Annotated in this window: 27 protein-coding genes and 4 pseudogenes; 19 read left to right on the forward strand and 12 right to left on the reverse strand. The window is 63.1% G+C overall.

Annotated elements, in window-relative coordinates:
• Positions 1-453, forward strand: a pseudogene (locus tag K359_RS58985) (IS5 family transposase); the annotation flags it as partial.
• 198 nt (positions 454-651) lie between these two features.
• Positions 652-1,872, forward strand: a complete 1,221-nt coding sequence (locus K359_RS0123360; RefSeq protein WP_035976956.1) for an ABC transporter substrate-binding protein — start codon at positions 652-654, stop codon at positions 1,870-1,872.
• Between the two features lie 1,051 nt (positions 1,873-2,923).
• Here the strand turns inward: K359_RS0123360 and K359_RS0123365 are convergent.
• From K359_RS0123365 to K359_RS0123375, 3 genes are all read right to left on the reverse strand, one after another.
• Positions 2,924-4,063, reverse strand: a complete 1,140-nt coding sequence (locus tag K359_RS0123365) for an amidohydrolase/deacetylase family metallohydrolase (RefSeq protein ID WP_029081509.1) — start codon at positions 4,061-4,063, stop codon at positions 2,924-2,926.
• Positions 4,064-4,122: 59 nt separating this feature from the next.
• Positions 4,123-6,006 (reverse strand): cyclic nucleotide-binding and patatin-like phospholipase domain-containing protein, encoded by a 1,884-nt coding sequence (locus K359_RS0123370; protein ID WP_245284701.1) that lies wholly within the window; start codon positions 6,004-6,006, stop codon positions 4,123-4,125.
• Positions 6,007-6,174: 168 nt separating this feature from the next.
• Positions 6,175-7,326, reverse strand: coding sequence for a zinc-binding dehydrogenase (locus K359_RS0123375; RefSeq protein ID WP_029081511.1), 1,152 nt, complete (start codon positions 7,324-7,326; stop codon positions 6,175-6,177).
• 139 nt (positions 7,327-7,465) lie between these two features.
• On the opposite strand from K359_RS0123375, the gene K359_RS0123380 reads away from it, so the two are divergent.
• Complete coding sequence (locus K359_RS0123380; RefSeq protein WP_029081512.1) at positions 7,466-7,948, forward strand: hypothetical protein; 483 nt, start codon at positions 7,466-7,468, stop codon at positions 7,946-7,948.
• Positions 7,949-8,039: 91 nt separating this feature from the next.
• Here the strand turns inward: K359_RS0123380 and K359_RS0123385 are convergent, their stop codons facing one another.
• Complete coding sequence (locus K359_RS0123385) at positions 8,040-9,140, reverse strand: hypothetical protein (protein WP_156928633.1); 1,101 nt, start codon at positions 9,138-9,140, stop codon at positions 8,040-8,042.
• Positions 9,141-9,216: 76 nt separating this feature from the next.
• On the opposite strand from K359_RS0123385, the gene K359_RS0123390 reads away from it, so the two are divergent.
• From K359_RS0123390 to K359_RS0123410, 6 genes and pseudogenes are all read left to right on the forward strand, one after another.
• Entirely contained in the window at positions 9,217-9,903 is a 687-nt protein-coding gene (locus tag K359_RS0123390) for a GDSL-type esterase/lipase family protein (protein WP_029081514.1), read from the forward strand.
• Between the two features lie 144 nt (positions 9,904-10,047).
• Positions 10,048-10,983 carry an acyl-CoA desaturase gene (locus tag K359_RS0123395; protein ID WP_029081515.1) on the forward strand — a complete coding sequence of 312 codons (936 nt, stop codon included), beginning with the start codon at positions 10,048-10,050 and terminating at the stop codon, positions 10,981-10,983.
• 244 nt (positions 10,984-11,227) lie between these two features.
• Positions 11,228-12,261, forward strand: a pseudogene (locus K359_RS52755) (FAD-dependent monooxygenase); the annotation flags it as partial.
• A gap of 78 nt (positions 12,262-12,339) precedes the next feature.
• On the forward strand, positions 12,340-12,786 hold the full coding sequence (locus K359_RS66230) for a hypothetical protein (protein WP_334262147.1): 447 nt from the start codon (positions 12,340-12,342) through the stop codon (positions 12,784-12,786).
• Positions 12,787-12,919: 133 nt separating this feature from the next.
• Positions 12,920-13,537 carry a PilZ domain-containing protein gene (locus tag K359_RS0123405; protein WP_029081516.1) on the forward strand — a complete coding sequence of 206 codons (618 nt, stop codon included), beginning with the start codon at positions 12,920-12,922 and terminating at the stop codon, positions 13,535-13,537.
• A 333-nt stretch (positions 13,538-13,870) separates the two neighbouring features.
• Positions 13,871-14,485 (forward strand): transglutaminase-like cysteine peptidase, encoded by a 615-nt coding sequence (locus K359_RS0123410; RefSeq protein WP_029081517.1) that lies wholly within the window; start codon positions 13,871-13,873, stop codon positions 14,483-14,485.
• Positions 14,486-14,660: 175 nt separating this feature from the next.
• Here K359_RS0123410 and K359_RS0123415 read toward each other — a convergent pair whose 3' ends face one another.
• Complete coding sequence (locus tag K359_RS0123415; RefSeq protein WP_029081518.1) at positions 14,661-15,047, reverse strand: hypothetical protein; 387 nt, start codon at positions 15,045-15,047, stop codon at positions 14,661-14,663.
• A 164-nt stretch (positions 15,048-15,211) separates the two neighbouring features.
• Positions 15,212-15,445 (reverse strand): hypothetical protein, encoded by a 234-nt coding sequence (locus K359_RS0123420; RefSeq protein WP_029081519.1) that lies wholly within the window; start codon positions 15,443-15,445, stop codon positions 15,212-15,214.
• Positions 15,446-15,557: 112 nt separating this feature from the next.
• Here K359_RS0123420 and K359_RS52760 point away from each other — a divergent pair, with 112 nt between their 5' ends.
• The 3 genes and pseudogenes from K359_RS52760 (at position 15,558) to K359_RS0123430 (ending at position 17,156) form a co-directional block, all read left to right on the forward strand.
• Complete coding sequence (locus K359_RS52760) at positions 15,558-16,211, forward strand: TetR/AcrR family transcriptional regulator (RefSeq protein ID WP_051346321.1); 654 nt, start codon at positions 15,558-15,560, stop codon at positions 16,209-16,211.
• 20 nt (positions 16,212-16,231) lie between these two features.
• Positions 16,232-16,507: pseudogene (fabA, locus tag K359_RS58995) on the forward strand (bifunctional 3-hydroxydecanoyl-ACP dehydratase/trans-2-decenoyl-ACP isomerase); the annotation flags it as partial.
• Positions 16,508-16,664: 157 nt separating this feature from the next.
• Positions 16,665-17,156 (forward strand): hypothetical protein, encoded by a 492-nt coding sequence (locus tag K359_RS0123430; RefSeq protein ID WP_029081520.1) that lies wholly within the window; start codon positions 16,665-16,667, stop codon positions 17,154-17,156.
• A gap of 351 nt (positions 17,157-17,507) precedes the next feature.
• Here the strand turns inward: K359_RS0123430 and K359_RS63365 are convergent, their stop codons facing one another.
• Positions 17,508-17,657 carry a hypothetical protein gene (locus K359_RS63365; RefSeq protein ID WP_165124383.1) on the reverse strand — a complete coding sequence of 50 codons (150 nt, stop codon included), beginning with the start codon at positions 17,655-17,657 and terminating at the stop codon, positions 17,508-17,510.
• Between the two features lie 211 nt (positions 17,658-17,868).
• Positions 17,869-18,387: a hypothetical protein gene (locus K359_RS0123445; RefSeq protein ID WP_035976957.1), complete on the reverse strand. Its 519-nt coding sequence runs from the start codon at positions 18,385-18,387 to the stop codon at positions 17,869-17,871.
• A 174-nt stretch (positions 18,388-18,561) separates the two neighbouring features.
• Here K359_RS0123445 and K359_RS61455 point away from each other — a divergent pair, with 174 nt between their 5' ends.
• Both K359_RS61455 and K359_RS0123460 read left to right on the forward strand, forming a co-directional pair.
• Positions 18,562-18,783 (forward strand): hypothetical protein, encoded by a 222-nt coding sequence (locus K359_RS61455; protein WP_029081522.1) that lies wholly within the window; start codon positions 18,562-18,564, stop codon positions 18,781-18,783.
• A 147-nt stretch (positions 18,784-18,930) separates the two neighbouring features.
• Positions 18,931-19,185 carry a hypothetical protein gene (locus K359_RS0123460; RefSeq protein WP_029081523.1) on the forward strand — a complete coding sequence of 85 codons (255 nt, stop codon included), beginning with the start codon at positions 18,931-18,933 and terminating at the stop codon, positions 19,183-19,185.
• Positions 19,186-19,189: 4 nt separating this feature from the next.
• Here the strand turns inward: K359_RS0123460 and K359_RS0123465 are convergent, their stop codons facing one another.
• Entirely contained in the window at positions 19,190-19,720 is a 531-nt protein-coding gene (locus K359_RS0123465) for a gamma carbonic anhydrase family protein (RefSeq protein WP_029081524.1), read from the reverse strand.
• Here K359_RS0123465 and K359_RS61460 point away from each other — a divergent pair.
• The gene (locus K359_RS61460) at positions 19,719-19,889 is read left to right on the forward strand and encodes a hypothetical protein (RefSeq protein WP_156928634.1); all 171 of its coding nucleotides are present in this window, start codon (positions 19,719-19,721) and stop codon (positions 19,887-19,889) included. The genes K359_RS0123465 and K359_RS61460 overlap by 2 nt on opposite strands.
• Before the next feature lie 22 nt (positions 19,890-19,911).
• Here K359_RS61460 and K359_RS0123470 read toward each other — a convergent pair whose 3' ends face one another.
• Positions 19,912-20,241, reverse strand: a complete 330-nt coding sequence (locus K359_RS0123470) for a hypothetical protein (protein WP_029081525.1) — start codon at positions 20,239-20,241, stop codon at positions 19,912-19,914.
• Between the two features lie 219 nt (positions 20,242-20,460).
• Between K359_RS0123470 and K359_RS0123475 the strand changes: the two genes are divergently transcribed.
• From K359_RS0123475 to K359_RS0123485, 3 genes are all read left to right on the forward strand, one after another.
• Entirely contained in the window at positions 20,461-21,171 is a 711-nt protein-coding gene (locus K359_RS0123475; protein ID WP_029081526.1) for a hypothetical protein, read from the forward strand.
• Positions 21,172-21,827: 656 nt separating this feature from the next.
• Complete coding sequence (locus K359_RS0123480; protein WP_084518490.1) at positions 21,828-22,424, forward strand: family 16 glycoside hydrolase; 597 nt, start codon at positions 21,828-21,830, stop codon at positions 22,422-22,424.
• Positions 22,425-22,548: 124 nt separating this feature from the next.
• Positions 22,549-23,286, forward strand: coding sequence for a sulfite exporter TauE/SafE family protein (locus tag K359_RS0123485; RefSeq protein ID WP_245284702.1), 738 nt, complete (start codon positions 22,549-22,551; stop codon positions 23,284-23,286).
• A 154-nt stretch (positions 23,287-23,440) separates the two neighbouring features.
• Here K359_RS0123485 and K359_RS0123490 read toward each other — a convergent pair whose 3' ends face one another.
• Together K359_RS0123490 and cysE are read right to left on the reverse strand one after the other, a co-directional pair.
• Entirely contained in the window at positions 23,441-23,653 is a 213-nt protein-coding gene (locus K359_RS0123490; RefSeq protein WP_024582483.1) for a DUF3126 family protein, read from the reverse strand.
• 185 nt (positions 23,654-23,838) lie between these two features.
• On the reverse strand, positions 23,839-24,666 hold the full coding sequence (cysE, locus tag K359_RS0123500; protein WP_029081529.1) for a serine O-acetyltransferase: 828 nt from the start codon (positions 24,664-24,666) through the stop codon (positions 23,839-23,841).
• Between the two features lie 197 nt (positions 24,667-24,863).
• On the opposite strand from cysE, the pseudogene K359_RS52765 reads away from it, so the two are divergent.
• A pseudogene (locus tag K359_RS52765) lies at positions 24,864-26,243 on the forward strand (hypothetical protein); the annotation flags it as partial.
• Positions 26,244-26,257 lie beyond the last annotated feature (14 nt).

The following is a 26,257-nucleotide window of genomic DNA, read 5'->3' on the forward strand; positions in this document are numbered from 1 at the left end:
CATCAGCACGCCGCCGGAGCGAAAAAAGGGGGTCTGAAGATCAAGCGCTCGGCCGCTCGCGCGGCGGTCTGAGCACCAAGATACATCTGGCCGTCCGAGGCCTGGGATGCCCGGTGCGGTTCACGCTGACCGCAGGCCAGAAGGGCGACGCGCCGCAAGCTGCCGAACTGATCGAGGGATTGCCTGCCGAGGTCGTTATGGCTGATACGGCCTACGACGCCGATCATTTGCGCCAAGCCATCGCAGCCAAAGGGGCACTCGCCGTCATCCCCAACAACCCGTCGCGGGCACTCAAACATCCGCTCGACAAGCATCTCCATGCCCAGCGCCATCTCGTGGAATGCTGCTTCAGCAAACTCAAGCAGTCCGTCGCGTCGCAACCCGCTTCGAAAAACCGCCCGAAATTACCTTGCCGTCGTCACTCTCGCAGCCATCGTTCTATGGATGCGATAAGTGTCCACGCCACCTAGAGCATGATCCGGAAAAGTGTGTAGCGGTTTTCCGAAAAGATCATGCTCAAATCAAAGAGCTAGAGCGGGATGACGGTTCGAAGAAAAGTCATTCCGCTCTGGTCGACGGTCGTACCACGCCTGCCACAACCCGGTGCGCTTGCTGACTCGTCTTCATGACCGCCGACCCTGGAGCCACGCGATGCCTAAGAACCGGTGGAGACCGGCAATCGGAGTTGCGGTCATCGGCCTCGCTCTGTTCGCTGCGGCCGACGTATACGCCGAAGGCCGCAAATACGACCCCGGCGCCGGCGATGCCGAGATCAAGATCGGACAGACGATGCCCTATAGCGGCCCGGTGTCGGCCTTCTCCGTCATCGGCAAGGTGCAGGCCGCCTACTTCCGGATGATCAACGACGGCGGCGGCATCAACGGCCGCCGGATCAACCTGATCTCCTATGACGATGCGGCAACGCCGGCCAAGACGGTCGAGCAGGTTCGCAAACTGGTCGAGCGCGACGAGGTCCTGTTCACGTTCCAGGGCGTCGGTAACGCCTCGAACATCGCGGTGCAGAAGTATCTCAACGACCGCCATATCCCGCAGCTGTTCGCGGGTGGGCGCGCCACGCGGTTCGAGGATCCGGTCGGCTTTCCCTGGACCATGGGATTCGCGCCGAACCTGCGGACCGAAATCCGCATCTATGCGCGGTTCATTCTCGACAATTATCCGAACGCCAGGATCGGCCTGCTCTACCAAAATGACGAGAGCGGAAAGGAATATCTCGCGGGGCTCAAGGACGCGCTCGGCGCGCGGGCGCCGGACATGCTTGCGTCCGAAGCCCCGTATGATGCGACGGACCCGACCATCGACTCGCAGGTGGTCCGGCTCAAGGCCGCAGCGGTCGACGTGCTGATCGACATGGCCTCGCCGAAATTCGCCGCCCAGGCCATCCGCAAAACGGCCGAGCTCGGCTGGCAACCGCTACATTTGCTCGGCGTCGGTTCGTCCTCGATCGACGCGGTGCTGGTACCGGCTGGAATAGAGCATGCCAAAGGGCTGATCTCGGCGAGCTCGTTCAAGGAGGCTGCCGACCCGACCTGGGCTGACGATGCGGGCATGAAGAACTGGCGCGCATTCATGGACTCCTATTATCCGGACGGCGACAGGAAGAGCCTCTTCACGGTCTACGGCTATAGCGCCGCCGAGCTGCTGGTGCATGTGCTGCAGCAATGCGGCGACGACGTCTCGCGCGACAACATCATGCGCCAGGCCGCCAGCCTGAAGAATGTGAAGCTCGATCTGCTGCTGCCGGGTCTTGCCATCAATACCAGCCGCACCGACTATCGCGTGATCAAGGAGTTCCGGATGATGCGCTTCACCGGCGAACGATGGGAGCCGTTCGGGCCGATCGTCGCCGACTAGAGTATCGGTTCTGATTGAATCAGAGCCAATACTCCAGCTTGTTGTTTTGACGCGTTTTCTTCACGCGAGCCGGTGTCCACTCCGCTCGAAAACGCCTTAAAGCGCGATGAGATTGGGTTGAATCGTCATCGCGCTTTAGCTCTTTGTTCAAGCATGATCTCCGCGCAAACGCGTTCCGCGTTTGTCGCGAGGGAAAACCGCTTCGCGCTTTTCCGGATCATGCTTTAGCGCGAATGTCTTGGTCGCTTGAGTTCGGCGACTCGAAACTTCCCGGCGGCGTCCAGGCTGCTGCAAACCCAGTAGGCTCTATTTCGGTAATCGCCCAAGAACACTTTGGTCTCGACGCAGTCTACGTAGGATTTGTAGGTGAGGTTGTCTCTGCACGTTGACGAGAAAGGCCCATGTGCTTGTCCGCCCGCCGACTCGCTACATCCAACCCAAGGGTCTTTGCCGTGTGGGAGGCTTGATTCACAACCACCGTTGCAATTGCTGGCGACTTTCTCCAGCCTGGCAATCCTCCCCAATATTGAATCTGGCGCTGGCGATGGCGTTCGAGCGGTTGACGGTTGAGCGGTTGCCGATGGCGCTTGACGGGTTGACGATGTCCGGCGAGATGCCACTGTGTGTTCCGCCTGCTTCGGCCTATTTGGCCTTGCTGCCTCCTTCGGCGCATCGACCGTGATGCCGGGAAGCGGGTTGGCGGAGCCTGTTGGGGTTTGCGACGCTGCCGGGCCACACAGCAAGACAGTTGAGAAGAAAGCGACAGCGGAGGGCGCGACAAGCCTCGACGACAATCTCATGACCATGTCCTCTGGAGGACGGACATCCCGTCCCAATTGCGTTACCACGCATACTCAACTAGCCGAAATATCCGAACCTGGCCACTGAGGGTCAAAGGGATTTCTACCGATGGCCGCCATTGACATGGTTGCCGAGGATCATGCGGACACCTGGCCCAAAGCCGTTGCCGTGTCTGATCTTGGCCCACAACCGACCGGCTTCGATGTCGCCATTTTGACGACAGCGGACTCGGGTTTTATGAGTACGCGCCCTATCTCGGATGCCACCAGCGTCCGCCGATCACGACGCCTTCGGATGCGATCTTGCGATCGCCCGTCAGGTGCTCGCCGACGACGTCGACATAGTCGAACTGCCCTTCCCTGATCGAGATCAGCGTGGCGTCGCCGACGCTGCCCGGCTTGAGGCTGCCGAGCTCCGGACGCCGCAATGCCATCGCGGCATCGACTGTGGACGCAGCGATCACGTCCGGCAGCGGCATCCCCATGCAGAGGAACTTCGACATCGTCGTCACCTGGTCGAACGCCGGGCCGTCGATGCAGAGCTGATGGATGTCGGAGGAGATGGTGTCGGGGTAAAAGCCGTTGGCGAGCATCGCGCGCGCGGTCTTGAAGGCGAACGAGCCCTTGCCGTGGCCGATGTCGAACAGCACGCCGCGCTCGCGCGCCTCCAGCACCACCTTCTTCACCGTGCCTTGCGCGGTCGCGGGCGTGTTGGGGAACGGACGGAACGCATGGGTCAGCACATCGCCAGGGCGCAGGCGCGCCAGCACCTCCTCATAGCTCGGCGGCGGGTGGTCGATATGCGCCATCAGCGGCATGCCGACCTGTTCCGCAACCTCCAGCGCGATCTCGAGCGGCACCAGCCCCGAAGTGCCCGAGGCGAACAGACCGACCCGCACCTTGATGCCGACGATCAGGTCGCGGTTCTCATCGGCGACGCGGGCGGCGTCGACCGGGTTCATCAGCCGCAACTCCTCGCTCTCGCCGACCATCACCCGGTCCGAGAAGCCGAAGATGCCGGCATGCGAAACATGCAGATAGGCGAGGATGCGGACCTGGCTCGGCTCGATGACATGCTTGCGGAAGCCGGCAAAATTTCCGGGGCCGGCGCTGCCGGTATCGACCGAGGTGGTGACGCCGCAGTTGCGGCAGAATTCCTCCGCGTCGATGCCGAGCGAGGTGCCGCCCCAATAGACATGGGTGTGCAGGTCGATGATCCCGGGCGTCACGATCAAGCCGGAGACATCACGCACGTCGGTTGCGGGATCGGCGACAAGCCGCTGTCCAACCGCAGCAACCTTGCCGCCCGAGAACGCCACGTCAGTCACGGCATCGAGCTTTTGCGACGGATCGATCACGCGTCCGCCGCGCAGAATCAAATCGAAAGGCATCGTCATCTCCGGATTCCAGTCCGGCACGATGGTCGAGATCGCCGGTGCCTGCAAGCGGCTCAGCCGGCGCGGGCCTCATGGGAAACCGGCGCGGTCACCGTCGCCTCATCCGCGCTGTTGTCCGCCCCCTCATCCGCCGCCTTGGCCGACGCGACGATCGCCGCAATCGCCGGGTTCTGCGCCGCCTCCGAGGCAGCAATGGTCTCGCGGGCCCAATGGTAGGAGGATTGGAAGATCTCCTGATGGCGGTCGAAATCGGTCACGTCGATGCCATCGGGCGTCGGTGGGCGCATCACCATGTCGAGCGGCGTGGTCGGCAACGTATCGTAGCGTTGATGGGCGACGAGGCTCCGCCACAGCACGTTGACGGCGCTCGGCGCGGCCGGGAGCGATTTCCTCCGGAACGGCGTCAGCAGGGACGCAAGCAGTTCAAGACGTCCCGGCAGCTTGGCATAGTCGACGTCGAACAATTCACTGGCCGGCTCGCCGAAATGGACCACCAGATTCGGGCCGCTCTTCAACTGATGCATTTGCGCCAGCGGCACGTTGTCGACGAGACATCCATCGACCAGCATCAAGCCGTCCCTTGTGTAAAACGGCGGCAGCAGACCGGGGATGGCGCTCGATGCGCGCACCGCCTGCCAGAGCAGGCCGGTCCGGATCAATTCGAGACTGTGCGTCGAAAGATTGGTCGCAACCGCCGCGAACGGCCGCCAGCAGTCCTCGATCCGGCAGTGATGGCCGTACTGATCGGCAAGCGCGGAATCGAAGGCCTTGTGATCCAGCAGTGCGTAGCGCGGCCAGGTCGGACGACGGAAGCTGCGGCTGGAGACGAAGATCTCATGCGTGCCGCGCTCGAGATGCTCGGCGTCGTAGTTCTTGGCAAAGCCCGCCGCCATCGCCGAACCGACGCTGGTGCCGACGAAGATGTCGAACATCACGCCGCGCTCACGAAACGCCTTGTAGATTCCGACATGCGCCGTGCCGAGGCTGCCGCCGCCACCGGCGACAAATCCGACGGCGCGCCCGCAGAGAAAGCGGACCAGGCTGTCGATATCGATCATGTCCTCGAGCGCGACTTGGTGGTGCATGAAGCAGGGCAGTCGCATCAGCCAGGCCGCGGTGCCGCTGACCTCGTTGCGCCTGATATCATGAACACGGACGAGGCGTCGCGTTGACGCCGGATGCACCCCGCAGGCGAACCTTTCGATCTCCGTCAGATCAGGCGCAGGCGCATGGCCACGGCAGGCGAATACGACGAGGTCAGCCTGGCGGATGGTTTTTCGCGCCCACTCCGATGCGTCAGCTCCACCGAAATAGGCCACCAGCGGCGCGTCATACTCGATCCTGTTGAGCCAATCGGCCACTTCGGATGCATCCAGCGGGCGGCCGGGAAACATGGCCTGAACTCGCGCGAGGTCGACGATCTCGGCACCGGCGGCGGCAAGGCTCTGACGCATGCGCTGTTCAAAGGCCGCAGGCACCGGCTCCCGTCCGCCGGAGATCAGCGCGACGGTGCGTGCCTTCGGCGACGCCCGGGCGGGCAACAGGCGCGCGGTCTGGATGGCAAACCGCTGAGCAAGAGCGGCAAGCAGCGCCTCGACGATCTCAGGCGTTTCCTGCACAAGCGTCGCATAGGCCGCACGTGTCAACACCAGCACGCTGCTATCGCGGATCGCGATCACATTGGCCGTGCGCGGGATGTTGGCGAAGAATCCGATCTCGCCGACCAGTTCGCCGGCGCGGAGCTCCGCAATCGGTTCAGGATGATCGGTCCGGTACACCGCGAGCGCGCCGTGCAGCACCAGAAACAATGCGTCCGAGGGGCCGCCCTGCTCGACCAGCAACTGGCCACGCACGAGGTCTTGCCGGGTCATTGCGCCGATGGCGATCAGCCGCTGCTCCGCGCTGAGCGTTCTGAACAGCGGGAAGTCCTCGGACACGTTTCCCCACGCAGACGTTGCACTCGGCGGCACACGGTTCGATTGCATGCGCCGATGTTAGCCCCGGGCCGCCGTCCCGGCGAGCGATATCAGGGCCATACCGGCCTCACCCTCGCCACTATTGTTGGGAGCACTGCAACAGGATTTGCAGCACCGCGTTCGCCGGGCTCACTCCACCAATTCCGGCCACGGCACGATGGTCGACTTCACCGTCTTCATGGCCATCGCGTCCGCGACCGCCTGCGCGACGCCCTCCTCGGTGAACGGATAGATCGTCTGCATATCGAGCCAGGGATATTTGTTGCGGGTGCGATAGAGCATGTCGACGCCGAGCGGCAGGTCGTTGCCGGTAAAGCCCCAGGAGCCGAGCACGTTGAGGTCCTTGGTGCAGATGCGGTGCCACGACGTGTTGATGGAGCCGGCATCGGTGAACTGGCCCATCTCGACATAGGTGCCGCCGTCGCGCAGCATCTCGATGCCTTCGGGGCCGGCGGTCGGATGGCCCGAGCAATCCATCACGAGGTCGGCGCCGAAACCGCCGACGATATCGCGCACCGCCTTGATCCTCTCCTCCGGCGTCCTGAGCGCTTCGATATCGACGGTCGCCTCGGCGCCGAACTTGCGCGCCAGCGCCAGCCGCGGCGTCTCCGGCGCACCGACGCAGATCACGCGCCCTGCCCCCATCTCCTGCGCGGCGGCGACCGCGAGGATGCCGATCGGGCCCGAGCCCTGGATCACCACCGTATCGCCCCAGCTGAAGCCGCCGGCGCGGGTGGCGCGGTTGAAGGCGCGGATGCAGGAGGTCAAGGGCTCCGAGAGCGCGCCCAGCCGCAGCGACATGTCGTCGGGCAATTTGTAGATCTTGGTGCCCGGCAGCATGTCGAGATCGACATAGACATATTCGGCCCAGCCGCCCCACATATGCGGCGGCTTGTCGAAGCCGAGATAGCGGCCGTAATACACCGGCGTCAGGCACTTGTTGGCGCTTTGCGGGTAGTGAATGCAGTAATAGCAACGGCCGCACGGCATCAAGGGCGGGATCATCACCTTTGATCCCACCTGCAGCGGCTTGCTCATGAAATCTTCTGAAAACTCCGGGCCGCATTCGACGATCACGCCGCCGAGCTCATGGCCGAGCGTGAACGGCCATGGCAGCGGCTTCGGCCAGTGCCCCTTCAGGATATGCAGGTCGGTGCCGCAGACGCCGCAGGCGCCGACCTTGATCAGAGCCGCCTTTTTGCTGACATCAGGCCATGGCACGGTGCGGATCACCGGCTTGGCGCCCGGCCCCTCATGCGTGCAGACGCGGATCTGCTCCATCGGTTCGTCCTCCCTGTCCTTGTCGTTGGGCCGGGTTCGGCCGTGCCGACTTTAGGTCAGGACGATCGGGATGTCATGAAGGCAGCTTAAAGCGGCAGCCTTAAGCGGATAGGCTTGTAGCATCGCGGGGAAAGGCACGATGAATCCAGGTATCGAAGGTATCGTTGGCATGTACGTCAAGCTGGGCGAACTGGACACGCTCGAACGGATGAAGGAGCATCGGCAGGGCTTGCTGGAGCAATGCGTCGATACCGAGCATTTCAGCTTCGATGTGACGCGGTCGATCTACCGGAGCGACCTCGACGTGATCGAGGCCGGCATCGAGAGCCTCTCGGGCGAGATCACCGGCCATGTCGACGCCTTCAACGAAAACAGGATCGCCGGCTGGGCGCTCTACGACCAGCACCCCGACAAGCGGGTGAAGATCGATATCTACTTCAACGGCGACCACGTTGCCGAAGTCGTGGCCGATCAGTTCCGCAATGATCTTCTCAAGCTCAACAAGGGTGACGGGCACCATGCCTTTGTGTTCGTGCCGCCAAGCGGGTCGTTTCAGCCGCCCCTGCAGCTCGAGGTCCGCGCAGCGAACAGGAAAGTCCTGAAAGCGGTGACTGTTGAATAGGCAGTGAACGCCGCGATCAATCGGCGCCGAGATCAGATGACGGTGCGGCCCGACAAGCTATCGAGCCGCTCTGTCAGACACAACCCAGTCATCATTCCCAAATAACCTGGGCGAGCTTGTTTGCGCTTTTGGGCGTCCAACGCGTCATGTGCCCATTTGCCGGGCGCCTCGACCTGTAAGTGAAGAGGTCATAGCCCCTCTCCACGATGATTTCCGAGACCTCGACGAAGCCCAGATCGTCTTCCGGCGTCTTGACGCTGTGAAAGGTCGTGTCGCTTTCAATTGGGGCGCCATCGGCAACCGTCAACGCAATTGCTCCCTCTCCATCCCGGAGCGGCTTGCAGATCGGAACCAAGCGCGCCTCAAAATTCGTTGGATGGTAAGCCCGCAGCCGCAGGTTCTTGTAGAATTTCCTGTCGCCCTCGATTTCAAGAACGCCCTTGCACGCCGCGGAATTGAGCAGCATGCCACTTAATGCACTGATGCTTCCGACCTTCAGCTCATAGGTCTTTCCCCGTTCAAGACGCACCCCTCTGAATTCGATCAGGGATGTCTTGTAATTTGCCGGGGCAGCCGCAAGCCGATCCTGCAGGTTGATCACCTCGAACCGGGTGATCGGGAACATCCGGTCCACCTCGATCATCGGCATCGCACGAATTGCGCTGATCAGCTCCTTCATGCTGTCGGCGATGAGTTCCGAGAGTTCCACGCCAGGATGGCTCGGATCCTTGTAGAGGCTTTCCGGACGTCTGGTTCCATCTTCGAGAAGGTGGGTGATGCAATCGCGCACATCCAGATAGAACCATTCGTTTCGTTCAAACACCGAGATGCAGTTCGAGATCAAATGCTTGGAGAGCTCCACGGTGCTGACCGGGATGCAGACGAAGATCGGCTCGCATCCATTCTTCTTGGCGCTGTGCCCGATCCACTCGATCCATTTCACCACGTCGTAAAGCCCGATCGCACCGGCCGATAGCAGCGAGTAATCGATCGCGCACATGTCAATGATGCAAAATTCCGCGTTCCGAAAGAACGAGCGACTAGCAAAATAGGGGCCAAGCAGCGATGGGCTCGCGCCGACGCGTCCCATCGACACCACTTCAACCGGCTGATGACGATCTAAAAATTTGTTGAAGAAACCTTCCTTGAGAATGCTGTTGGATTGACCCAAAATCGCGATCCTAGTCGTCATTCCACTCCCCAACGGCTGTCAGCATATGCTCAGACTTCGACTTCGAACCATCCCGCTTGCATTGTCAATCGTTGCAATGGCCACGATCTCATCAGCGAGTGCCGCGCCATTGAGCGGACCCGCATGCGATGAGGCGGACCAGCAGATCGCGTCAACGCCGACGATCCCCGACTCCGCAAATGCGCTTCGGCGCGATCTGAAGAACGTCAGCTCGCTGCCTGCCCAGGCCTCGATCGTGATGCTTGGCGACTCGCTGGTCGAAGCCTGGCCGGAAGACCTCACATCCTCGCTCGCTGCGGGACGTCCCGTCCTGAATCTCGGGGTCGGTCGCGATCGCATCCAGAATACGCTGTGGCTGCTGACCTCGTTCGAACAGCAGCTCAAGCGCATCCAACCTCAGTCCGTGATCCTGCTGCTTGGCACGAACAACATCTACCTGGACAAGCCGTGCGGCGTCCGGCTTGCCTTTGACCACCTATTTGACCGCATCAGCCGGATCTGGCCAAAGGCTCGTCTGGTCCAGATTCTCATCTTGCCGCGCGGCCCAAATATGACGGGCGCAAAGGAAAACATTTCAGCGGTCAACGCATCGCTCTCGTCGCGAGAGAAGTCGGTGCAGAAGTACCGCGTCCTCGATGCATCGGCGATCGCCTGCCAGAACAGCACGCCCTGCGCCAACTACCGCGAAGACCTGCTTCACCTGACAAGGACAGGATATGAGCAGTTGACGCAGATCGTCAGGACAAACCTCAGCAGCAACTGAGCCGTTTCACGGTCCCCGGAGTCACGACAGGCCAGGTCAAGCCGCCGGAGATGCCAATGTCGGCTGCGACATGACGGACGTTCGCGGCCAATTGACAGCGACGAGCGCTTCACCGCAACCTGCGACACAACCTCAGGTGATGGAATGAAGCTGCAGCCCGGCTCCGAACGAATTCTCGCGGATAGCAGCACCGACCCGCTGGACGGACAGGTGCGATGGGCACCCGCGAAATCGCTGTGGCTCGGCACCATGACCGCGGTCGCGATAATGTTTGGACCAGTGACGTTCTCGTGGAGCGCATTCGCGCTGTTCATCGCGACCAGCGCGATCACGCTGTGCTTCGGGCATTCGGTCGGCATGCACCGCCGCCTGATCCATGCAAGCTTCGACTGCCCGCTGTGGCTCGAACGGCTCTGCGTCTATCTCGGCACGCTGGTCGGCATGGCCGGCCCCTACGGCATGGTACGGCTGCATGATTTCCGCGACTGGGCGCAACGCCAGGCCGCGTGTCACGACTACTCCTGCCACCGCGCCGGCTTCTGGCGCGATGCCTGGTGGCAATTGCATTGCACGCTGGTGTTGAAACACCCGCCGGTCTTCCGGCTCGAGCCACGGCTCGCCGATGACCGCTTCTACGCCTTCGTCGAGCGAACCTGGATGTGGCAGCAATTGCCCTGGGCGCTGCTGTTCGTTGCGATCGGCTCATGGGGCTGGCTGGTCTGGGGCATCTGCGCCCGCGTTGCCGTCTGCGTCGCCGGTCATTGGTTGATCGGTCATTACTCGCATCGCAAGGGCGGACAGACCTGGATCATCGAGGGAGTCGCGGCCCAGGGCTACAATGTCGGCATCGCCGGGCTGATCAGCATGGGCGAGAGCTGGCACAACAATCACCATGCCTATCCAAGCTCCGCGAAGCTCGGGCTGCTGCCGGGTCAGATCGATCTCGGCTGGTGGCTGATCAAGACGTTCGAGGCCGCAGGACTCGCGAGCAACATCAAGACGCCGGACAATCTTGCGCCGCGCCCGGGCGCGCGTCGGGTCGACAGCGCGGGCAGCGCGGATGCAGTCGCCGGGACATAGCGGCCGCGTATTGGTCCGCACGCCAGTTGCGGATCGATCGCCATCCCGTTATATAGCCCGCGTTGGAAAAGGCAGACTTGGTTTGGTAAGCCCAAGTCCTTTCGGAAACGAAAGCTCTGATCTTCTGCCTCGTGCATGAGATCCCCACGACGAACACCGGACGCCATCGAAGCGTCCATTGTTCGTCCGTGTGGTTCTCAACCCGACGAACCGCTCCGGTCGAACATCGACACAGGAACAGTTCATGCACAACCGCGCCCCCCTTCCCCATGACGTCGTGATTTCCGGTGCGGGCCCCGTTGGCCTGCTGCTTGCCTGTCAGCTGCGGCTCGCGGAGCTCTCGGTGCTGGTGCTGGAGCAGGCCTCAGAGGCGCGCTCGCCGTTGAAGCGGCTGCCGTTCGGCATGCGCGGCCTGTCGGCGCCCACCATCGAGGCGTTCTACCGCCGCGGGATGCTGGACGACATCGCGGTGGCGCAGCGCGCGAACGATGGCTCGGGACACGGCGCATCGAACGCCGCGCATTGGCTGCAACAGCCGCGCCGCCCGGCCGGCCATTTCGCGGGCATCCAGTTTTATCACGACAAGATCGACAGCTCGGCGTGGCCGTTTCGCCTGCCGGGTCCGGCCGGCACCAGCATGGCGATCGATATGGAGTCGCTCGAATCCGCGTTGGCTGCGCGCGCAACCGCGATGGGGATAGAGATCAGGCACGGGCTGGCCGTCGAGGATTTCGAACAGTCGCAGGACGGCGTGACCATTCGCGCAAGTGGCGCTTCCACGGACGCTGGCTGGTCGGGTGTGACGGCGGACGCAGCGCAGTGCGCAAGGCCGGCGGCTACGCATTCGTCGGCACCGATCCCGAATTCACCGGCTATTCGGTCGAGGTCGCGATCGCCGATCCGGACCAGCTCCGCGCGGGCCGCCACTACACGCCGACGGGCATGTACACCTACGCTCCGCCCGGCACCATCGCGATGGTCGAATTCGACGGCGGCGCCTTCCACCGCACCCAGGAGATCACGCTTGAGCATGTGCAGGCGGTGCTGCGCCGTGTCTCCGGCACCGACGTCACCTTGACTGCGCTCCAGCTTGCCACCACCTGGACCGATCGCGCCTGTCAGGCGACGGCTTACCGAAACGGGCGCGTGCTGCTCGCCGGCGACGCCGCGCACATCCATTCGCCGCTCGGCGGCCAGGGCCTCAACCTCGGGCTTGGCGATGCGATGAATCTCGGCTGGAAGCTCGCCGCCACGATCCGCGGCGACGCGCCGGCCAGGCTGCTCGACAGCTATTTCAGCGAGCGGCATCCGGTGGGCGCGCAGATTCTCGACTGGTCGCGCGCCCAGGTCGCGCTGATGCGGCCGCGCCGGAGTTCGCGCGCGCTCGAAGCCATCATCCGCGATCTGATCGAGACGCCCGACGGCGCGACCTACTTTGCCGAGCGTGTGTGGGGTGTTTCGCTCCGCTACGACCTTGGCGGCAGCCATCCGCTGGTCGGCCGCAGCGCACCCGACTTCGAGCTCGCCTGCGGGAGCAGGCTCGGCGAGCGGCTCAGGAATGGGCGCGGACTGCTGCTCGACTTTGACGCGTGCGCTTCCCTGCAAGCCGTTGCAGCTCGCTGGAGCAAGCGGATCACCTATGTCGCAAGCGACGCCCGCGATCGGCTGGGCTTGCGCGGGGTGCTGGTGCGCCCCGATGGCTTCGTCGCCTGGGCCATCGACGCTGCCCCTGACCTCGAGGACGCCGCTCAAGCCATGGCACGATGGTTCGGCGAGGCTGACGCGGCGCATGAACGCGCCTAAGTCCTCGGGCACGGCGCGCGTGAAACTCTCTCGCTCCGTGTCCGGGTTCCCGGCCACAACCGTAACGCCCCGTTAACCCTATCAGCCTTAGGGTCATCGGGGCTCCGAATGGACGGCGGCCGGGTTTGTTGTGATGTCGTTTGCACAGAAGAAAACTACCGTCGTCCCCGTAGCCGAGGAGCGACGGCGCTTCCAACGCGTCAAGGTGCACCTGCTCGGCCGCTACATGCTGCCCGACCGGCGCGAGTTTCCCTGCCAGATTATCAACATGTCCCCGGGCGGCCTCGCGCTGCTGGCGCCGGGCATCGGCAATGTCGGCGACCGCGTGATCGCCTATCTCGACCATATCGGCCGGGTCGAAGGCCGCATCACCCGGATCATCGACAACGGCTTTGCGATGACGATCGGCGCCACCGCGCGCAAGCGCGACAAGCTCGCCGCCCAGCTCACCTGGCTCGCCAACCGCGACATCCTCAATCTGCCCGAGGATCGCCGCCACGACCGTATCGTGCCGCGCAACCCGATCGCCCTGCTCACCCAGGAGGACGGCACGCGGATGACCTGCCGCATCATCGACCTTTCATTGTCCGGTGCCGCGATTGCCGCGGAGAACCGTCCGCCGCTGAAGTCGCTCGTGATGCTCGGCAAGGTGCAGTCCCGCGTGGTGCGAAACCTCGAGGAAGGTTTCGCACTCGAGTTCGTCCACGAGCAGTCCGCGGAAACGCTCGAAGAGAGCGTTACCGCGAGGTAAAGCGAAAAGCCGCTCACGCCCCCTTTTTTCAGCCCGCGAAGGCGGCCACCGGTGCACCGGTGGCCGCCTTCGCCGCGTTTGGCCTGGTGAAATCGGCGGTTAACGGCCGGCGCGTTTGGCGCAACAAACCGCACAGGCGCAGCGCGCGCCGAGTTAATGCATAAAATTTGAATCAATTGCAGTTGTTTCAAATTTTATGCGAATTCGATTCAAGTATAGATCGAATTCGCCGCAGGTTTTACGAGTATTCGCGTCAAATCTACTTTGCGTACTTAGCGGCGGCGAAAAAGCTTTGTGCGACACGTGGTCCCAACAAGAAGAACGGGGGCCACAATGTTTGGGTTCAGGGGACAGGGGAAAAGTTTGGCGGTTGCCGCCATCCTGTTTGCGACGTGCGTGTCGGCCAAGGCCGGCGACGTGGTCTACGCCAGCCTGGGTGACGTCGCGCGTTCGCCGATCGGCTGGGTCGAATTCTGCGCCGACAATCCGGGCGAATGCCGCGGCGGCGCGACGCAACCACGCGACATCGTGTTGTCGCAGACCGCCTGGCGCGACCTGGTGCGGGTCAACAAGTGGGTCAACGAGTCCATCAAGCCGATGACCGACATGGATCATTGGGGCGTGATCGAGAAATGGTCGTTGCCATCCGACGGTTACGGCGACTGCGAGGACTACGTGCTCCTGAAGCGCAAGATGCTGATGGACGCCGGCTGGCCCCGCGAGGCGCTGTTGATCACGGTGGTCCGCGACAAGAAGGGCGAAGGCCACGCAGTGCTGACGGTGAAGACCGACAAGGGCGAGTTCGTGCTCGATAACCAGAACGAGAGCATCGTCGCCTGGACAGACACCGGCTACCGCTTCGTCAAGCGGCAATCGCAGAGCGATCCCAATGTGTGGGTCTCGCTCGGCGACAACCGCCCGGCAGTTTCAACGGCAAGCTCGCGCTGAGCAAGAGTTAGGATTTTCGAGTTCGCGACCCGGTCACATCCCCACCCCTCCCCGTCCCAGACCGGTTCGCGCGCGGCCAGGCTTCCCCCAAAGCCTGGCCGCAACCTTTTTGGGGGCGGGAAAGCCTTGACGGATGAAGGTGATCGAGGCTTGCAATGCAGGCCGGCGCGCGTCGCTACGCGAATTGCGTAACCAGCCAGGTCACATAGACGAAGTTCAGCGGTGGAAAGAACATCGCGGTGCTCTTCAAAAGCACTCCGCTGCAGGCAACAGCGCCGCCGCAATCGCCCCAACTGCTCGACAGGCAGTGACCGGCAGCAAAGAGTCCCAGCGCAAACGAAATGCTCTTCCGCCCATCCGTCGCCGTCACGGCATTATCGATGGCATCGAGCATCGGCCCGAAACCGTTCGCGACCGGCCACCAGATCGGCCAGATGAGGGTGCATATGATCTGCTTGACGCCGATCGCGTGCTCGCGATCGCGGTAAAAGGCGCCGATCGTGAAGATGCAGCCCAATGCGTAGACAACGAAAATTGGCAACAGAACCTTGTCGGCACCCATCGCTTCCCCCAGCGTGCTAACAGAACGTAGCAGGGCCTGCTTTGCAGAAGGCCTGCTTAAAAACCTGATCGAAAAAGGTACTAACTGGCCAATATTCTAACTCCGGGCGGGGCCTCCTGCAATCAGTAGGACTTCGGGTGAGGCCCGGTTCCCGACCGCAGGCCTCAGAAGAAACGATCGAGAAAGGACGCAGCCCCGTCCGTGATGCCGACGATCTTGTTGGTGGCCTGGCGATAGAATCTAAAGTTGAGCTCGCGTCCGCCCTCATTCTCGCTGGCAAACAGGACCACGATGTCATCGGCGGCGACGTGCCCGCCGCTATGCATGGTTTTCCGGGCGGTGAAGTTGAACGCCTTCGCCGGTGGATCGGGGATCCCGGTCTTGATCGCAAACGCCATCGCAGGCCCTCCACCGGTTCACTGCGCCATCCGGCATCGGAGACTTGACATGCTGGCCGCAGCGATATTGAATTGAATTCAATTCGGCGGATTGCCAGGCGATGAGCAACCAATGAGCGCGGCGAGCAGCGCGACGAGTCCTGGGACAAGGGAACGGCTGCTCGCGGCGGCGCAAGAGGAGCTCATCGAGGGCCACGGGCAGCTGGAGATGCAGGCCGTCGCCAGGCGGGCGCAGGTGTCGGTGGGGCTCGCCTATCATCACTTCGGCTCCAAGGCGGGCCTGATCGCCGCCGTGGTCGAGGAGTTCTACGGCCGGCTCGATCAAGCGGCATTCGCCGGCGCAAGGCTGTCAGCCGAGAGCTGGGCGGACCGGGAAAGGCAGCGAATCGGGGCCTACGTCGCCTTTCACTACGATCATCCGTTTGCGCCGCTGGTCATCGGACCGCTGAGCCGCGCGTCCGAGGTCCTCGATGTCGAGACCGCCTTCACCAGCCGCCAGCTTGCAGCCGGTGCCCGGATGCTTGAAGCCGCCCGGCGCGACGGGATCGTGTCCAGCGACATCGACCCTCACCTCACCATTGCGCTGATGATCGGCGGCATCCGCCAGGCGCTGATCGGCGCACTGACCGGCGAGCGGCGGCCTGATCCGGCACAGCTGACCGACGATATCTGGGCCTTCATGGCGGCCGCGCTGCGGCTGCCTGCCGAGGCTCAATCCGGGCCGTCAAAGACCATCCGGCGAAGCCGCCCTAACGTTCAACAATAACCGCAATTTCAATGGCCAGCTTGTTCAACCCGCACGATTTTCACCTACCGCAATCGTCCTACACAAGGCCGGATCTGCTGCGATCGAGCGAGGGCGGCTATTTCGGCCCCGGCAACGCCCAGCTGCCGGCGCCACCGATGCTGATGATGGACCGCATCACTGAAATCAGCCTCGACGGCGGCGCCTTCGGCAAGGGCCATGTCGCCGGCGAGCTTGACATTGCGCCCGGCCACTGGTTCTTCACCTGCCACTTTGCCGGCGACCCCGTGATGCCGGGATGCCTCGGGGCGGCGGCAGGCCCGTCGGCTGGTCGGAAGCCGTCCCGTTTTGGGGCAGCGCGTGCAGTTTTCGGCAAATTTCGCTGTTGCCGCATGGGCCTAGCGGGACCCGGGTTTTGCCCGCGCCGCGGTTGTGCTAATCAAAATCTTTCAATTGATGTCCGGTTCTGGTCGCATGGTCGAACTTGCCCCCCGGAATTCACCAGTCGGCAGCCTGATTGGCGTGCAGCCGATCGCGATCGGCGCCGTGGCGCTGGTGCTCGTGCTGTTCGGGATTGGCTCGATCGCGCTGTGGCGCAGCTTCACCGGCAACGTGCCCGAGACCGACCGCATGGTCGCCGCCCGTCAGTTGCAGGCTAGGACCGCACAGGTCTCCGAGGCCCTGGTGGAGAAAACCAAGGGAATCGAGGAGACCCAGCAGGAAGCGATCGACCAGTTGCAGCTGGTCCAGGACGAGCTGCAGACCATGCGTAAGCAGTTCACGGCGCAGCAGGCCGACGCCAAGAAGCTGTCCGATCAGGTCGCCCAATTGACCGAACAGGTCGAGGGCCTGCGCCAGTCACTGGCGAGCGCACAGGCCAACGAGCCGGCCGCCGAGGCCTCCCCGCGCAAGCGCTCGAAGGCCAGCCGCAGCGCCAGCCGGAAGCGCCACAGATCGCGCGGTTGATCCCTCGCGAGGTCTCCACCGCGCTCCCCAATCGGTCGGCCCCGTAAAATTCCGTAAAACCGACCAAGTGCCCGTTAGCGGGAATTAATCCTGACTTTGTGAACTGGTTCACATATCGGACTTCGAATCCGAGTCATCTTCAAATCACCGGATGGCGTGAGCCGATTTCAATATCCGGGGCTGGCAAGGTCGTTGACGGTATACTACGTCGACGGCCTTGTTCTTTTGAGGGCCCTGGAATGCGGCCCGCCCTTCCCGACTATCATTGGCGCGCTCGGGACAGGTGCACCAGCGCAGCGATGCCCACGGCGGGCTCGAGCTGATCGAACCCCCGCGTGCAGTATTGCGGATTTACCTGATGCGTTCGCCTCTGGCGCGATCAACTCGCAGCCTCAGCCGGGCAAGCTTCGGCTCGAGCTGATGGAGCATGTAGATCAACGCAACGGCGAGACTCGACACAACGACCATGAACAGCAATGTCAGATCAGGAATGGTGAGCATCTCTGATATCCTCTGAGGCCCGGCTCAAATCGCAGCCGGGCCCTTTGTTTTCGCGACGCGTTCACGCATCAACTGCCGCAATGCGAAGCAAGCCGCATACCAGTGCACGACAGCCAACGTCGCCCCAGCATCGCAACACCGAGGCCGCGCCAACCATTCCAGGACCATCACCATGGCAATCGAATGGACCCGCCATGCGTCAGTGGATGGCTCAGTTGCAAACCTGCACGGGGCGGATCTGCCAGCCATACGACGTCAGCATGCGACGGCGAACGACGTAGCAGCCGCCATCACTATAGCCGTTGCCATAACCGTAGCCGTAGCCGTCGTCGTAGCCGTAACCGGCGTAATACGGATTGCCATAGTAGCCGTCATAGTAATCGTAGGCGCCGTATCCGAGTCCGAAGCCAACCGCTGCAGCAGCGAACGGATAGCCCCAGCCGCGCCGGAAGCCGCCGCCGTGCCAACCGCGGCCGGCCCAACCGCGGCCAGCCCAACCGCGGCCGGCCCAACCGCCGCCGCCGATCGCAGCCGAGCGGAAGCCGCCGCCTCCGCCCATGGCGCGGAAAGCGCCGCCATGGAAGCCGCCGAAACCGCCGCCGCCGCGGAAGCCGCCACCACCACCATGGAAACCGCCGCCGCCAAAACCGCCGCGCGCCGACGCGGCGTCGACCGTGAACAGGCCGACCGAAGCCACAGCCAGCAAGGCAATCATCGTTTTACGCAACATCACCCGTTACTCCTTCTTTCCAAGGCTTTTCTTTTCAAGCCTCCTCCGCCGCGTCCCGCGCATGCTAACTCAATGTAGGACCGCAGCTTCCGCCGCGCGCCTTTGTCGCACTCACTTCTACGCGACCGTCGTTCATCGAAAACGCAGCCGGCGAAAAGCTAACAGCCGCGGCAGATGCCGTTCATCCGGCGATCGACCATCCTGTTCTCGTCGGCGATTGCCTTGTCGATGCTTTCGGTCGACGCCGATCCGGTGGTGACGCCTTCACCGCTGTTCAGCCGGCCGGAGGATTGCGCCGTGCCGGCGCTGTTGGTGCCGGGTGGCGGCGACGTGACCTGCGCCGAGGCGGGGCTGGCTGATGAAGGGCTGCCGCTCCCATTGCTTGGGCGACGGTAACCGCAGGCGCCAGCAGAATGGCGATTGTCGCTGACGCGACGGTGGCGGATAGTTTGCGCATGGAATTCTCCCTTGCGGACATCAACGAGTCCGCAAAACGGAGGTTCCGGCAGGCGTTGGAGCAATACAGTTTGGGAGTAATGCAATTTGCGCAAGCTGATCGAGTTTGACGACGACACGTTCGACAAGCTGAAGCAGCTTGGCCGCGACCGGATGGCGACCCTGCAGGAGCTCGCCGACGAGGCCTTCGCCGACCTCTTCAAGAAGCACGGCATCCCGATCGACCTGAAGGATGCGCTGCGCAAGAGCGCACGGCTTCAGGGGGCGGCAAGACTGCAGAAGACAGCAAAGCCAGGCACCGCAGCACCGAAGGGCCTACGCAAGCGCGGCGGGAAGCGCTGAAGGGTCAGCCGATCTTCTTCAGCCCGGCTTTGTACTGCGGGCCCCTGATCGCGTAGGACTTCGCCGGCCGCGACAACGCCTCGATCTGGGCGGCGTCGAGCGTGCGCACCACGCGTGCGGGCGCACCGATGATCAGGGAATATTCCGGAAATTCCTTGCCCTCGGTGATGACGGAGCCGGCGCCGACGACACTGCCGCGCCGGATACGCGCGCCGTTCATCACGATCGATCCCATCCCGATCAGCACGCCGTCTTCCAGCGTGCAGCCATGCACGATCGCGTTGTGGCCGATGGTGACGTGGTTACCGATGGTCAGGGGAAAGCCGGGATCGACATGCAGGGTCGAATTGTCCTGGACGTTGGAGCCCTCGCCGATCTCGATCCACTCGTTGTCGCCGCGCAGCACGGCGCCGAACCAGACGCTCGCCGCGGACTTGAGGCGCACCTTGCCGATCACAACGGCATTGTCGGCGATGAAATAGCTGCCGTCAGCGGGAAGATCGGGCCCCTGCCCGTCGAGTTCGTAGATCGCCATGAAGGTCTCCCTGGAGCGTTTTCAAGCGAAGTGGACACCGGTTCGCGTGAAGAAAACGCGTCAAAACGACAATCCCGCGCTTTCGGTTCTGATTAATCAGAACCGAAGCTCTGGTCAGGACGACCTTGGCACAGCGACTGATGTGGTTTCAAGCAACCGCAGCCATTGATCCGGCGCGGATCGCGACCGGATCAGGCGAGCACGCCGGCAGCGCGCAGCGTCATCATGAAGAAGGTGCCCGACATCAGGCTCCAGAAGCCGGAGATCACGGTTGCCATCATCACGAATTCGAAGCGGCGGCGCTCGATGCGGGCGCCGCGCAGCGTGTTGCGCATGATGATGAACGGTGCGGCGAAGACGAGGAACGGGACCGCGGCAAAGGTCTTCGGCGCCACGCCCTCCTGCAGCAGGCCGAAGCCGGCCGGGCGCTCCGCCATTGCCTGATAGCCGCTGGCCAGTGCGCCGGCGAGCGCGAAGCCAATGAAGAGCGTGAACAGGGAATTCAGGGTATCGGGCGACATCGGCACTTCCGCTACGCAACAGGCCACTCACCCTGCTTCGCAGAATTGGCGGCTGGCCGCCACATCATCCTTAAGGAAAGGTTAACCGGACTGCTCCGGCGCGGCGTTTGCGCATGGCCAATCAATTTGGGATTCCATTGGAATCGTACGGAAATTCCTCGCCTCGTGGCATATTCGGCAGGTGATTCGGCCACTCCCGGCCTGCTCTCAGCTTCGCCCATGACGCTTCTTTCGACGGCCCAGCATCTCGCCCGCGACACCCGCCGCAACCCGCGCGCGCATCTCGCTCCGGTCATCGCCTCGGCAGTGATCGCAGCCGGCGCGATCACGCTCGTCGCCTATCTGTTGTGGCCGACCTACACCACCGCTCCGCCGAGCGATCCGTCGCGGTTGCCGGTGAGCGTCGGCGGCACGCTGTTCAACGTGCCGACCATGGCCGTGCGCATGAAGATTCAGCGCCATTCCGGGCCGCAGGAGCGTGTCGATCTGAGCTTCCTCTATCCGTCGCTGGAGGCGCCTGCCGCGCCGAAGCACTACAGTGCCGACACCGTCGAGGACAAGGTGCAGCCGATCGACCGGATCTTCGTGTCGATCGCGGCGCACCACGATTCACTCGCACCCGAGATGCGGCTGCGCACGATCTATCCGCGCTATCTGGACGAGCGCGCGACGACCGATGACAGCTTGACGACGCGCGCATTCCGCGACGGCACGCCCTATGGCGGCGAGGACCTGTTCACCGCGAGCGAGCCGCAGCTGACCGCGCGCTGCACGCGCGATAGCTCGACGCCCGGCATGTGCCTGAGTGAGCAGCGCATCGAGGGCGCCGATCTGACCTTCCGCTTTCCGCGCGGCTGGCTCGCGCAATGGCGCGACATCGCCACCGCGATGAACCGCCTCTCCGCGCAGATGCACAGCGCGAAGGGTTGAGCCCCGCCCGTCATTGCGAGCCACCCGGTCGGCGCGAAGCCGCGGTATCACCGGCTGCGCGAAGCAATCCGCGGCGGCGCGGGTCGAGGCCGTATTGCCTTTGTCGCTTCGCTGGACTAAGACGTCTTCAGGGGAAGTACGGTCTCCCCTTGAGGCTTCGGTCCAAGAACTGTGCAACGCTCGACTTGTCGAGGTCATGCGCACATGGACGAAAGCAAGCCTCCAACTCCTCCCAGCCAATTTACCTTACGGTCTGCCCCTGCGCGGACCCCGGCGGATATCGATCCTCCCCCCGCAAGGTCAGACGGACTCGTCGCCGGCGAGTGGCAAGATTGGTCTGGGCCAACTCAGCCTGGCCGGGACGATTGCTCCGATGAATCTCCGGTCACCGTCTATCACCGGAGCGGAGAGGAAGTCCGGGAAGGATTCCTCATAGCGCTGCGCGCAATGGGGATCGCAGGATTCGAACAACTTCCCGACCCGGTGGAGCCTCCCGTTCAAGGGTCCGGGCTTTTCGAATGATCAGCGCCCGGTCAGTTCGCATTTCACGACGGCGTCCGCATAGTTCGCGATCTCACGGGAGCCTGGAAATGCCCCATCCCCAACGACGCATGGCCATTGCCGCAGCAACGCTGCTTCTCTCGGGAGTGAATGACATGTCAAATTACGCAATCGGCTTTGAGGGTACCCAGATCGGTGTTGCGCCTGACGGCTGGACCGCCACCGTCACGGGGTCAGGCGATTCAAGATGGACGGTCGAAAGCGATGCGACGGCGCCGTCGAAATCGAAGGTGCTCAAGCAATCCGGCCAAGCGACCTACCCGCTGCTGTTGAAGGACGACACCGGCATCAAGGACGGCTTTGTCGAGGTCATGTTCAAGGCTGTCGCGGGATCTCAGGACCGCGCCGCCGGCATTGTTTGGCGGGCGAAGGACGCGAACAACTACTACGTGACCCGCGCCAACGCACTTGAGGACAACGTCGTCCTCTACAAGACCGTGAACGGCGTCCGAAGCCCGCTCGACATTGTCGGCCGCAAGGGCGGCTACGGAACCGATATCAAGGTGCCGTCCAACACCTGGCACACCCTGCGTATCGACTTCAAGGCCTCGCGCTTCGTTGTATCTTTCAACGGCAAGCAATTGTTCGAGGTGGAGGATTCCACGTTCGGCGATGCGGGCAAGGTCGGGCTTTGGACCAAGGCCGACAGTGTGACGCTATTCGATCAAATCACCTATGGAGAAGCGAAATAGGCAAGCTGGCGACCAGTTGGTAACTGCCAAATCGGCAAGCTCGGGGATTCGCATCCTCCCCATCAGATGGACCTCCATCCAAGCGTGCGTCACCTCGCTTTTGGGGGAACGACCGATGGATGGAATGGGTCTTGTTCTTTTTGTTGTTGCCGCTCTTGCCGGCGGGTTCGTCAGCGGCTTTTCGGGGTTTGCGATGGGACTCGTGGTGTCGGGTGTGTGGCTGCACATCATCACGCCGGTCCAGACCGCGGCGCTGATCGCGGGCTACGGCCTGATGACGCAGGGTTACGGCATCCTGAAATTGCGTCAGGCGCTGAACTGGCACGCTATCTGGCCGTTGTCGCTTGGCACGATGATCGGCATCCCGACCGGGGTGGTCCTGCTCAGCTATCTCAGCCCCGTCTATTTGCGATTTGGTGTCGGTACACTGCTGGCAATTTATGCGATCTACAGTCTGGCGCGGCCGGCGTTCAGCCCGATGAAGATCGGGGTCGCGCCGGACGTCGCCATCGGCCTCGTCAACGGGCTGGTCGGCGGACTCACCGGACTTGGTGGCGTCGTCTCGACCATCTCCTGCCAATGGCGCGGCTGGACGAAGGACGCGCAGCGCGCGGTATTCCAGCCGGTCCTGTTCACCGCCTTTGTGGTGATCTCGCTTTCGATGGGCGTCACCGGCGCCTTCACGACGGAAACCCTCAAATTGTATGGGCTGGGTCTGCCATTTCTGCTCGCCGGCCTCTGGAGCGGCTTCAGGCTGTACGGAAAGATCGATGACGAGATATTCCGCAGGGTGGTGTTGGTACTATTGCTGCTCGCCGGCCTGTCGCTGATCGTGCCAACCTTGCTCTCGCACGGCGCCTGAGTCACGATTCTTGGACCCGGCGACCGGTCGGTCGCCGGCGCGAAGCCTAGGCTTTTCGGATTCATTGATTCCGCGCAGCGGGCGCAGCACGCCAATGCTTATCAGCACCGACGCTCATATACGACGGCGCTGGTGGCAGCGAGGCTGTTCGGCCTTACTCGCTCAGATCTTCTTCCAGGATGGCCATCTGGAACTGGAACGAGCGATCATCGTCCTCGTCGTCGACGAACAGCACACCGATGAACTCCTCGCCGATATAGACCTCGGCCGAGTCGTCCTTCTTGGGCCGCGGCACCACGCGGATCTTGGGATTGCTGAACACGCGTTTGAGATACGCGTCGAGCTTCCTGACTTCCTGAACGTCCACGGCCGTCTCCAATCGGGTCGATGATTTTCGGGGGAGTTTTAGGACGAGACGGCAAAGATCGCCAGAGCCTTTTCGGCCTTTGGCGACGTGATGTTGCGCACACGATTCTTGTTTTGGCGCGTTTCCTGACGCGAACCGGCGCCCACTTCGCTGAAAAGCGCGCCGCGGTCAGAAAACGAGTGAAATCAAAGACCGATCGCGTTGAGCATCTGGTCCATGGTGCGTGACGGCTCCGCACATCCGGCTTCGCCGACGATTTTCGCCGGCACACCCGCAACCGTGACGTTGTGCGGCACAGGCTTGACCACAACCGAGCCTGCCGCGATGCGCGCGCAATGACCGATCTCGATATTGCCGAGGATCTTGGCGCCGGCACCGATCAGCACGCCGTGGCGGATCTTCGGATGGCGATCCTCGTTCTCCTTGCCGGTGCCGCCGAGCGTGACGCCATGCAGGATCGACACATCGTCCTCGATGACGGCCGTCTCGCCGCAGACGAAACCGGTGGCGTGATCGAGGAAGATGCCGCGGCCGATCCTGGCGGCCGGGTTGATGTCGGTCTGGAACACCGCCGACGAGCGGCTCTGCAGGTAGAACGCGAAATCCTTGCGGCCCTTCTGATGCAGCCAGTGCGCGAGACGATGGGTCTGCAGCGCGTGAAAGCCCTTGAAGTAGAGCAAGGGGTCGATGAAGCGCGAGGTCGCGGGATCGCGATCATAGACGGCGACGAGGTCGGCGCGGAAGGCGTTGCCGATATCGGGCGCATCGCGCAACGCCTCGTCATAGGTCTGGCGGATCAGGTCGCCCGACAGCGCGGCGTGATCGAGCCGCTCGGCGATGCGATGGACCACCGAATCTTCCAGGCGCTCATGATGCAGCACGGTCGCATAGATGAAGGATGCGAGTTCCGGCTCGCGCCGCAGGATGTCTTCCGCCTCGCCGCGGATTCGATCCCAGATCGGATCGAGCGCCGCCAGCTTTCCCCCCTGCGGATTGACCTGATGAACTGCCATGGCTGCTCTCGCAATTCGTTTGTTCTGATGTGCGTTATAGCACGATGGACCCAGCGCGTCCCGGGATGGCTCGGTACGGTAAACCTCGGCCGAACACCCCCGGGGCCGGCGTCTAAGGGAGTTGGTCGGGATTTTGCCGAAATCAAGCCGTGCGTCTGCAACTATTGACGGATTTCGTCGCGAGTGTGGTTTTGGGCATGGTCGGCCCCAATAAAAAGGGGGGAAACAACATCAATACCCGGAGTTTACGCGCCCGCCTGACCGACGCGCGGTCGGTCTGGATCGCCACCATCGCCATCCCCCTGCTCCTACTCGCCCCTGCCTTCTGGAACGGCTATCCGCTGCTCCAATGGGATACCGGCGGCTACCTGGCGCGCTGGTACGAGGGCTATCTGGTGCCGAGCCGGTCTACGGTGTTCGGCATCTACCTCCATGCCGGCGAGGCATCGGGCTTCTGGCTCAACCTCGGCATCCAGACCCTGGCGACGCTGTGGATCCTGCAGCTGACGCTGCGCGTGCTCGACCTCGCCCAGCCGGTCCGGCTGATTGCGATCAGCCTCGCGCTGGTCGCAACCACCGCCCTGCCCTGGCTCGCCAGCATGCTGCTGACCGACATCTTTGCCGGCCTTGCGGTCCTCGCGCTCTTCATCCTGATCCTGCATGGCGAACGGATTTCGGCGCTGGAGAAGGCGGTGCTGTTTGCGTTCACGGCGTTCTCGGCCGCAACGCACAGCGCGACGCTCGCCGTGCTGCTCGGCCTGTGCTGCGTCGGCTGGATGCTGCGTCCGTGGCTCGGCCGGCGCATCCCGATCGCGGGCGTCGTGCAAGGCAGCCTGACCGCCGTCGCCGGCGCGGCGATGCTGCTGGCGGCGAACTTCGCGCTGTCAGGGCAGCTTGCCTGGACGCCCGGCGGAGTAGGCGTCGCCTTCGGCCGCATGCTGCAGGATGGCATCGTGGCGCAATATCTGCGCGATCATTGCGCCAACGAAAATCTGAAGCTCTGTCCCTATCGCAACGAGCTGCCGCCGACCGCCGACGACTTCCTGTGGGGCCACAGCATGTTCAACACGCTCGGCCGCTTCCAGGGACTGAATGACGAGATGGGCTACATCGTGGAACGTTCGCTGGCCGAATATCCGGGATGGCAGGCCAAGGCGGCGCTGGAAGCCACCGTCGACCAGCTGATGCATGTCGCAACCGGCGAAGGCTCCTCGGGCTGGATCCCGCACACCTACGGCATCATCGAGCGCTACATTCCCAAACAGGTCGCGCCGATGCGCGCAGCGCGGCAGCGGCGCTGGCGCCTCGACTTCACGGCCATCAACCGCATCCACGTGCCGGTCGCACTGGCCTCGATGCTAGTGGTCGTGATCCTGTTCGGCCGCGGGCTGTGGCAGCGGCGGCTCGACGACCTCACGCTGCTGGCGGGCACCGTCACGCTCGCGCTGCTCGGCAATGCCGTGATCTGTGGCGTGATCTCGGGTCCGCACGACCGCTACGGCGCGCGCATGGTGTGGGTTGCGACCTTCGTGGTGCTGATCGCGGCGGCGCGCGCCTTCGCCAAGGACGATGCGGAGAACGAAGCCGACGA

It is taken from the genome of Bradyrhizobium sp. th-b2 (assembly GCF_000426785.1).
Taxonomy (GTDB): domain Bacteria; phylum Pseudomonadota; class Alphaproteobacteria; order Rhizobiales; family Xanthobacteraceae; genus Bradyrhizobium; species Bradyrhizobium septentrionale.

Excerpts from the sequence above, each read along its gene's own strand:
- K359_RS0123360 (WP_035976956.1), top strand. The coding sequence starts at position 652 with ATGCCTAAGAACCGGTGGAGACCGGCAATCGGAGTTGCGGTCATCGGC.
- K359_RS0123365 (WP_029081509.1), bottom strand. The coding sequence starts at position 4,063 with ATGCCTTTCGATTTGATTCTGCGCGGCGGACGCGTGATCGATCCGTCG.
- K359_RS0123375 (WP_029081511.1), bottom strand. The coding sequence starts at position 7,326 with ATGGAGCAGATCCGCGTCTGCACGCATGAGGGGCCGGGCGCCAAGCCG.
- K359_RS0123380 (WP_029081512.1), top strand. The coding sequence starts at position 7,466 with ATGAATCCAGGTATCGAAGGTATCGTTGGCATGTACGTCAAGCTGGGC.
- K359_RS0123385 (WP_156928633.1), bottom strand. The coding sequence starts at position 9,140 with ATGACGACTAGGATCGCGATTTTGGGTCAATCCAACAGCATTCTCAAG.
- K359_RS0123390 (WP_029081514.1), top strand. The coding sequence starts at position 9,217 with ATGGCCACGATCTCATCAGCGAGTGCCGCGCCATTGAGCGGACCCGCA.
- K359_RS0123395 (WP_029081515.1), top strand. The coding sequence starts at position 10,048 with ATGAAGCTGCAGCCCGGCTCCGAACGAATTCTCGCGGATAGCAGCACC.
- K359_RS66230 (WP_334262147.1), top strand. The coding sequence starts at position 12,340 with ATGCGGCCGCGCCGGAGTTCGCGCGCGCTCGAAGCCATCATCCGCGAT.
- K359_RS0123405 (WP_029081516.1), top strand. The coding sequence starts at position 12,920 with ATGTCGTTTGCACAGAAGAAAACTACCGTCGTCCCCGTAGCCGAGGAG.
- K359_RS0123410 (WP_029081517.1), top strand. The coding sequence starts at position 13,871 with ATGTTTGGGTTCAGGGGACAGGGGAAAAGTTTGGCGGTTGCCGCCATC.
- K359_RS0123415 (WP_029081518.1), bottom strand. The coding sequence starts at position 15,047 with ATGGGTGCCGACAAGGTTCTGTTGCCAATTTTCGTTGTCTACGCATTG.
- K359_RS0123420 (WP_029081519.1), bottom strand. The coding sequence starts at position 15,445 with ATGGCGTTTGCGATCAAGACCGGGATCCCCGATCCACCGGCGAAGGCG.
- K359_RS52760 (WP_051346321.1), top strand. The coding sequence starts at position 15,558 with ATGAGCGCGGCGAGCAGCGCGACGAGTCCTGGGACAAGGGAACGGCTG.
- K359_RS0123430 (WP_029081520.1), top strand. The coding sequence starts at position 16,665 with ATGGTCGAACTTGCCCCCCGGAATTCACCAGTCGGCAGCCTGATTGGC.
- K359_RS63365 (WP_165124383.1), bottom strand. The coding sequence starts at position 17,657 with ATGCTCACCATTCCTGATCTGACATTGCTGTTCATGGTCGTTGTGTCG.
- K359_RS0123445 (WP_035976957.1), bottom strand. The coding sequence starts at position 18,387 with ATGTTGCGTAAAACGATGATTGCCTTGCTGGCTGTGGCTTCGGTCGGC.
- K359_RS61455 (WP_029081522.1), top strand. The coding sequence starts at position 18,562 with ATGCCGTTCATCCGGCGATCGACCATCCTGTTCTCGTCGGCGATTGCC.
- K359_RS61460 (WP_156928634.1), top strand. The coding sequence starts at position 19,719 with ATGAAGGTCTCCCTGGAGCGTTTTCAAGCGAAGTGGACACCGGTTCGC.
- K359_RS0123465 (WP_029081524.1), bottom strand. The coding sequence starts at position 19,720 with ATGGCGATCTACGAACTCGACGGGCAGGGGCCCGATCTTCCCGCTGAC.
- K359_RS0123470 (WP_029081525.1), bottom strand. The coding sequence starts at position 20,241 with ATGTCGCCCGATACCCTGAATTCCCTGTTCACGCTCTTCATTGGCTTC.
- K359_RS0123475 (WP_029081526.1), top strand. The coding sequence starts at position 20,461 with ATGACGCTTCTTTCGACGGCCCAGCATCTCGCCCGCGACACCCGCCGC.
- K359_RS0123480 (WP_084518490.1), top strand. The coding sequence starts at position 21,828 with ATGTCAAATTACGCAATCGGCTTTGAGGGTACCCAGATCGGTGTTGCG.
- K359_RS0123485 (WP_245284702.1), top strand. The coding sequence starts at position 22,549 with ATGGGTCTTGTTCTTTTTGTTGTTGCCGCTCTTGCCGGCGGGTTCGTC.
- cysE (WP_029081529.1), bottom strand. The coding sequence starts at position 24,666 with ATGGCAGTTCATCAGGTCAATCCGCAGGGGGGAAAGCTGGCGGCGCTC.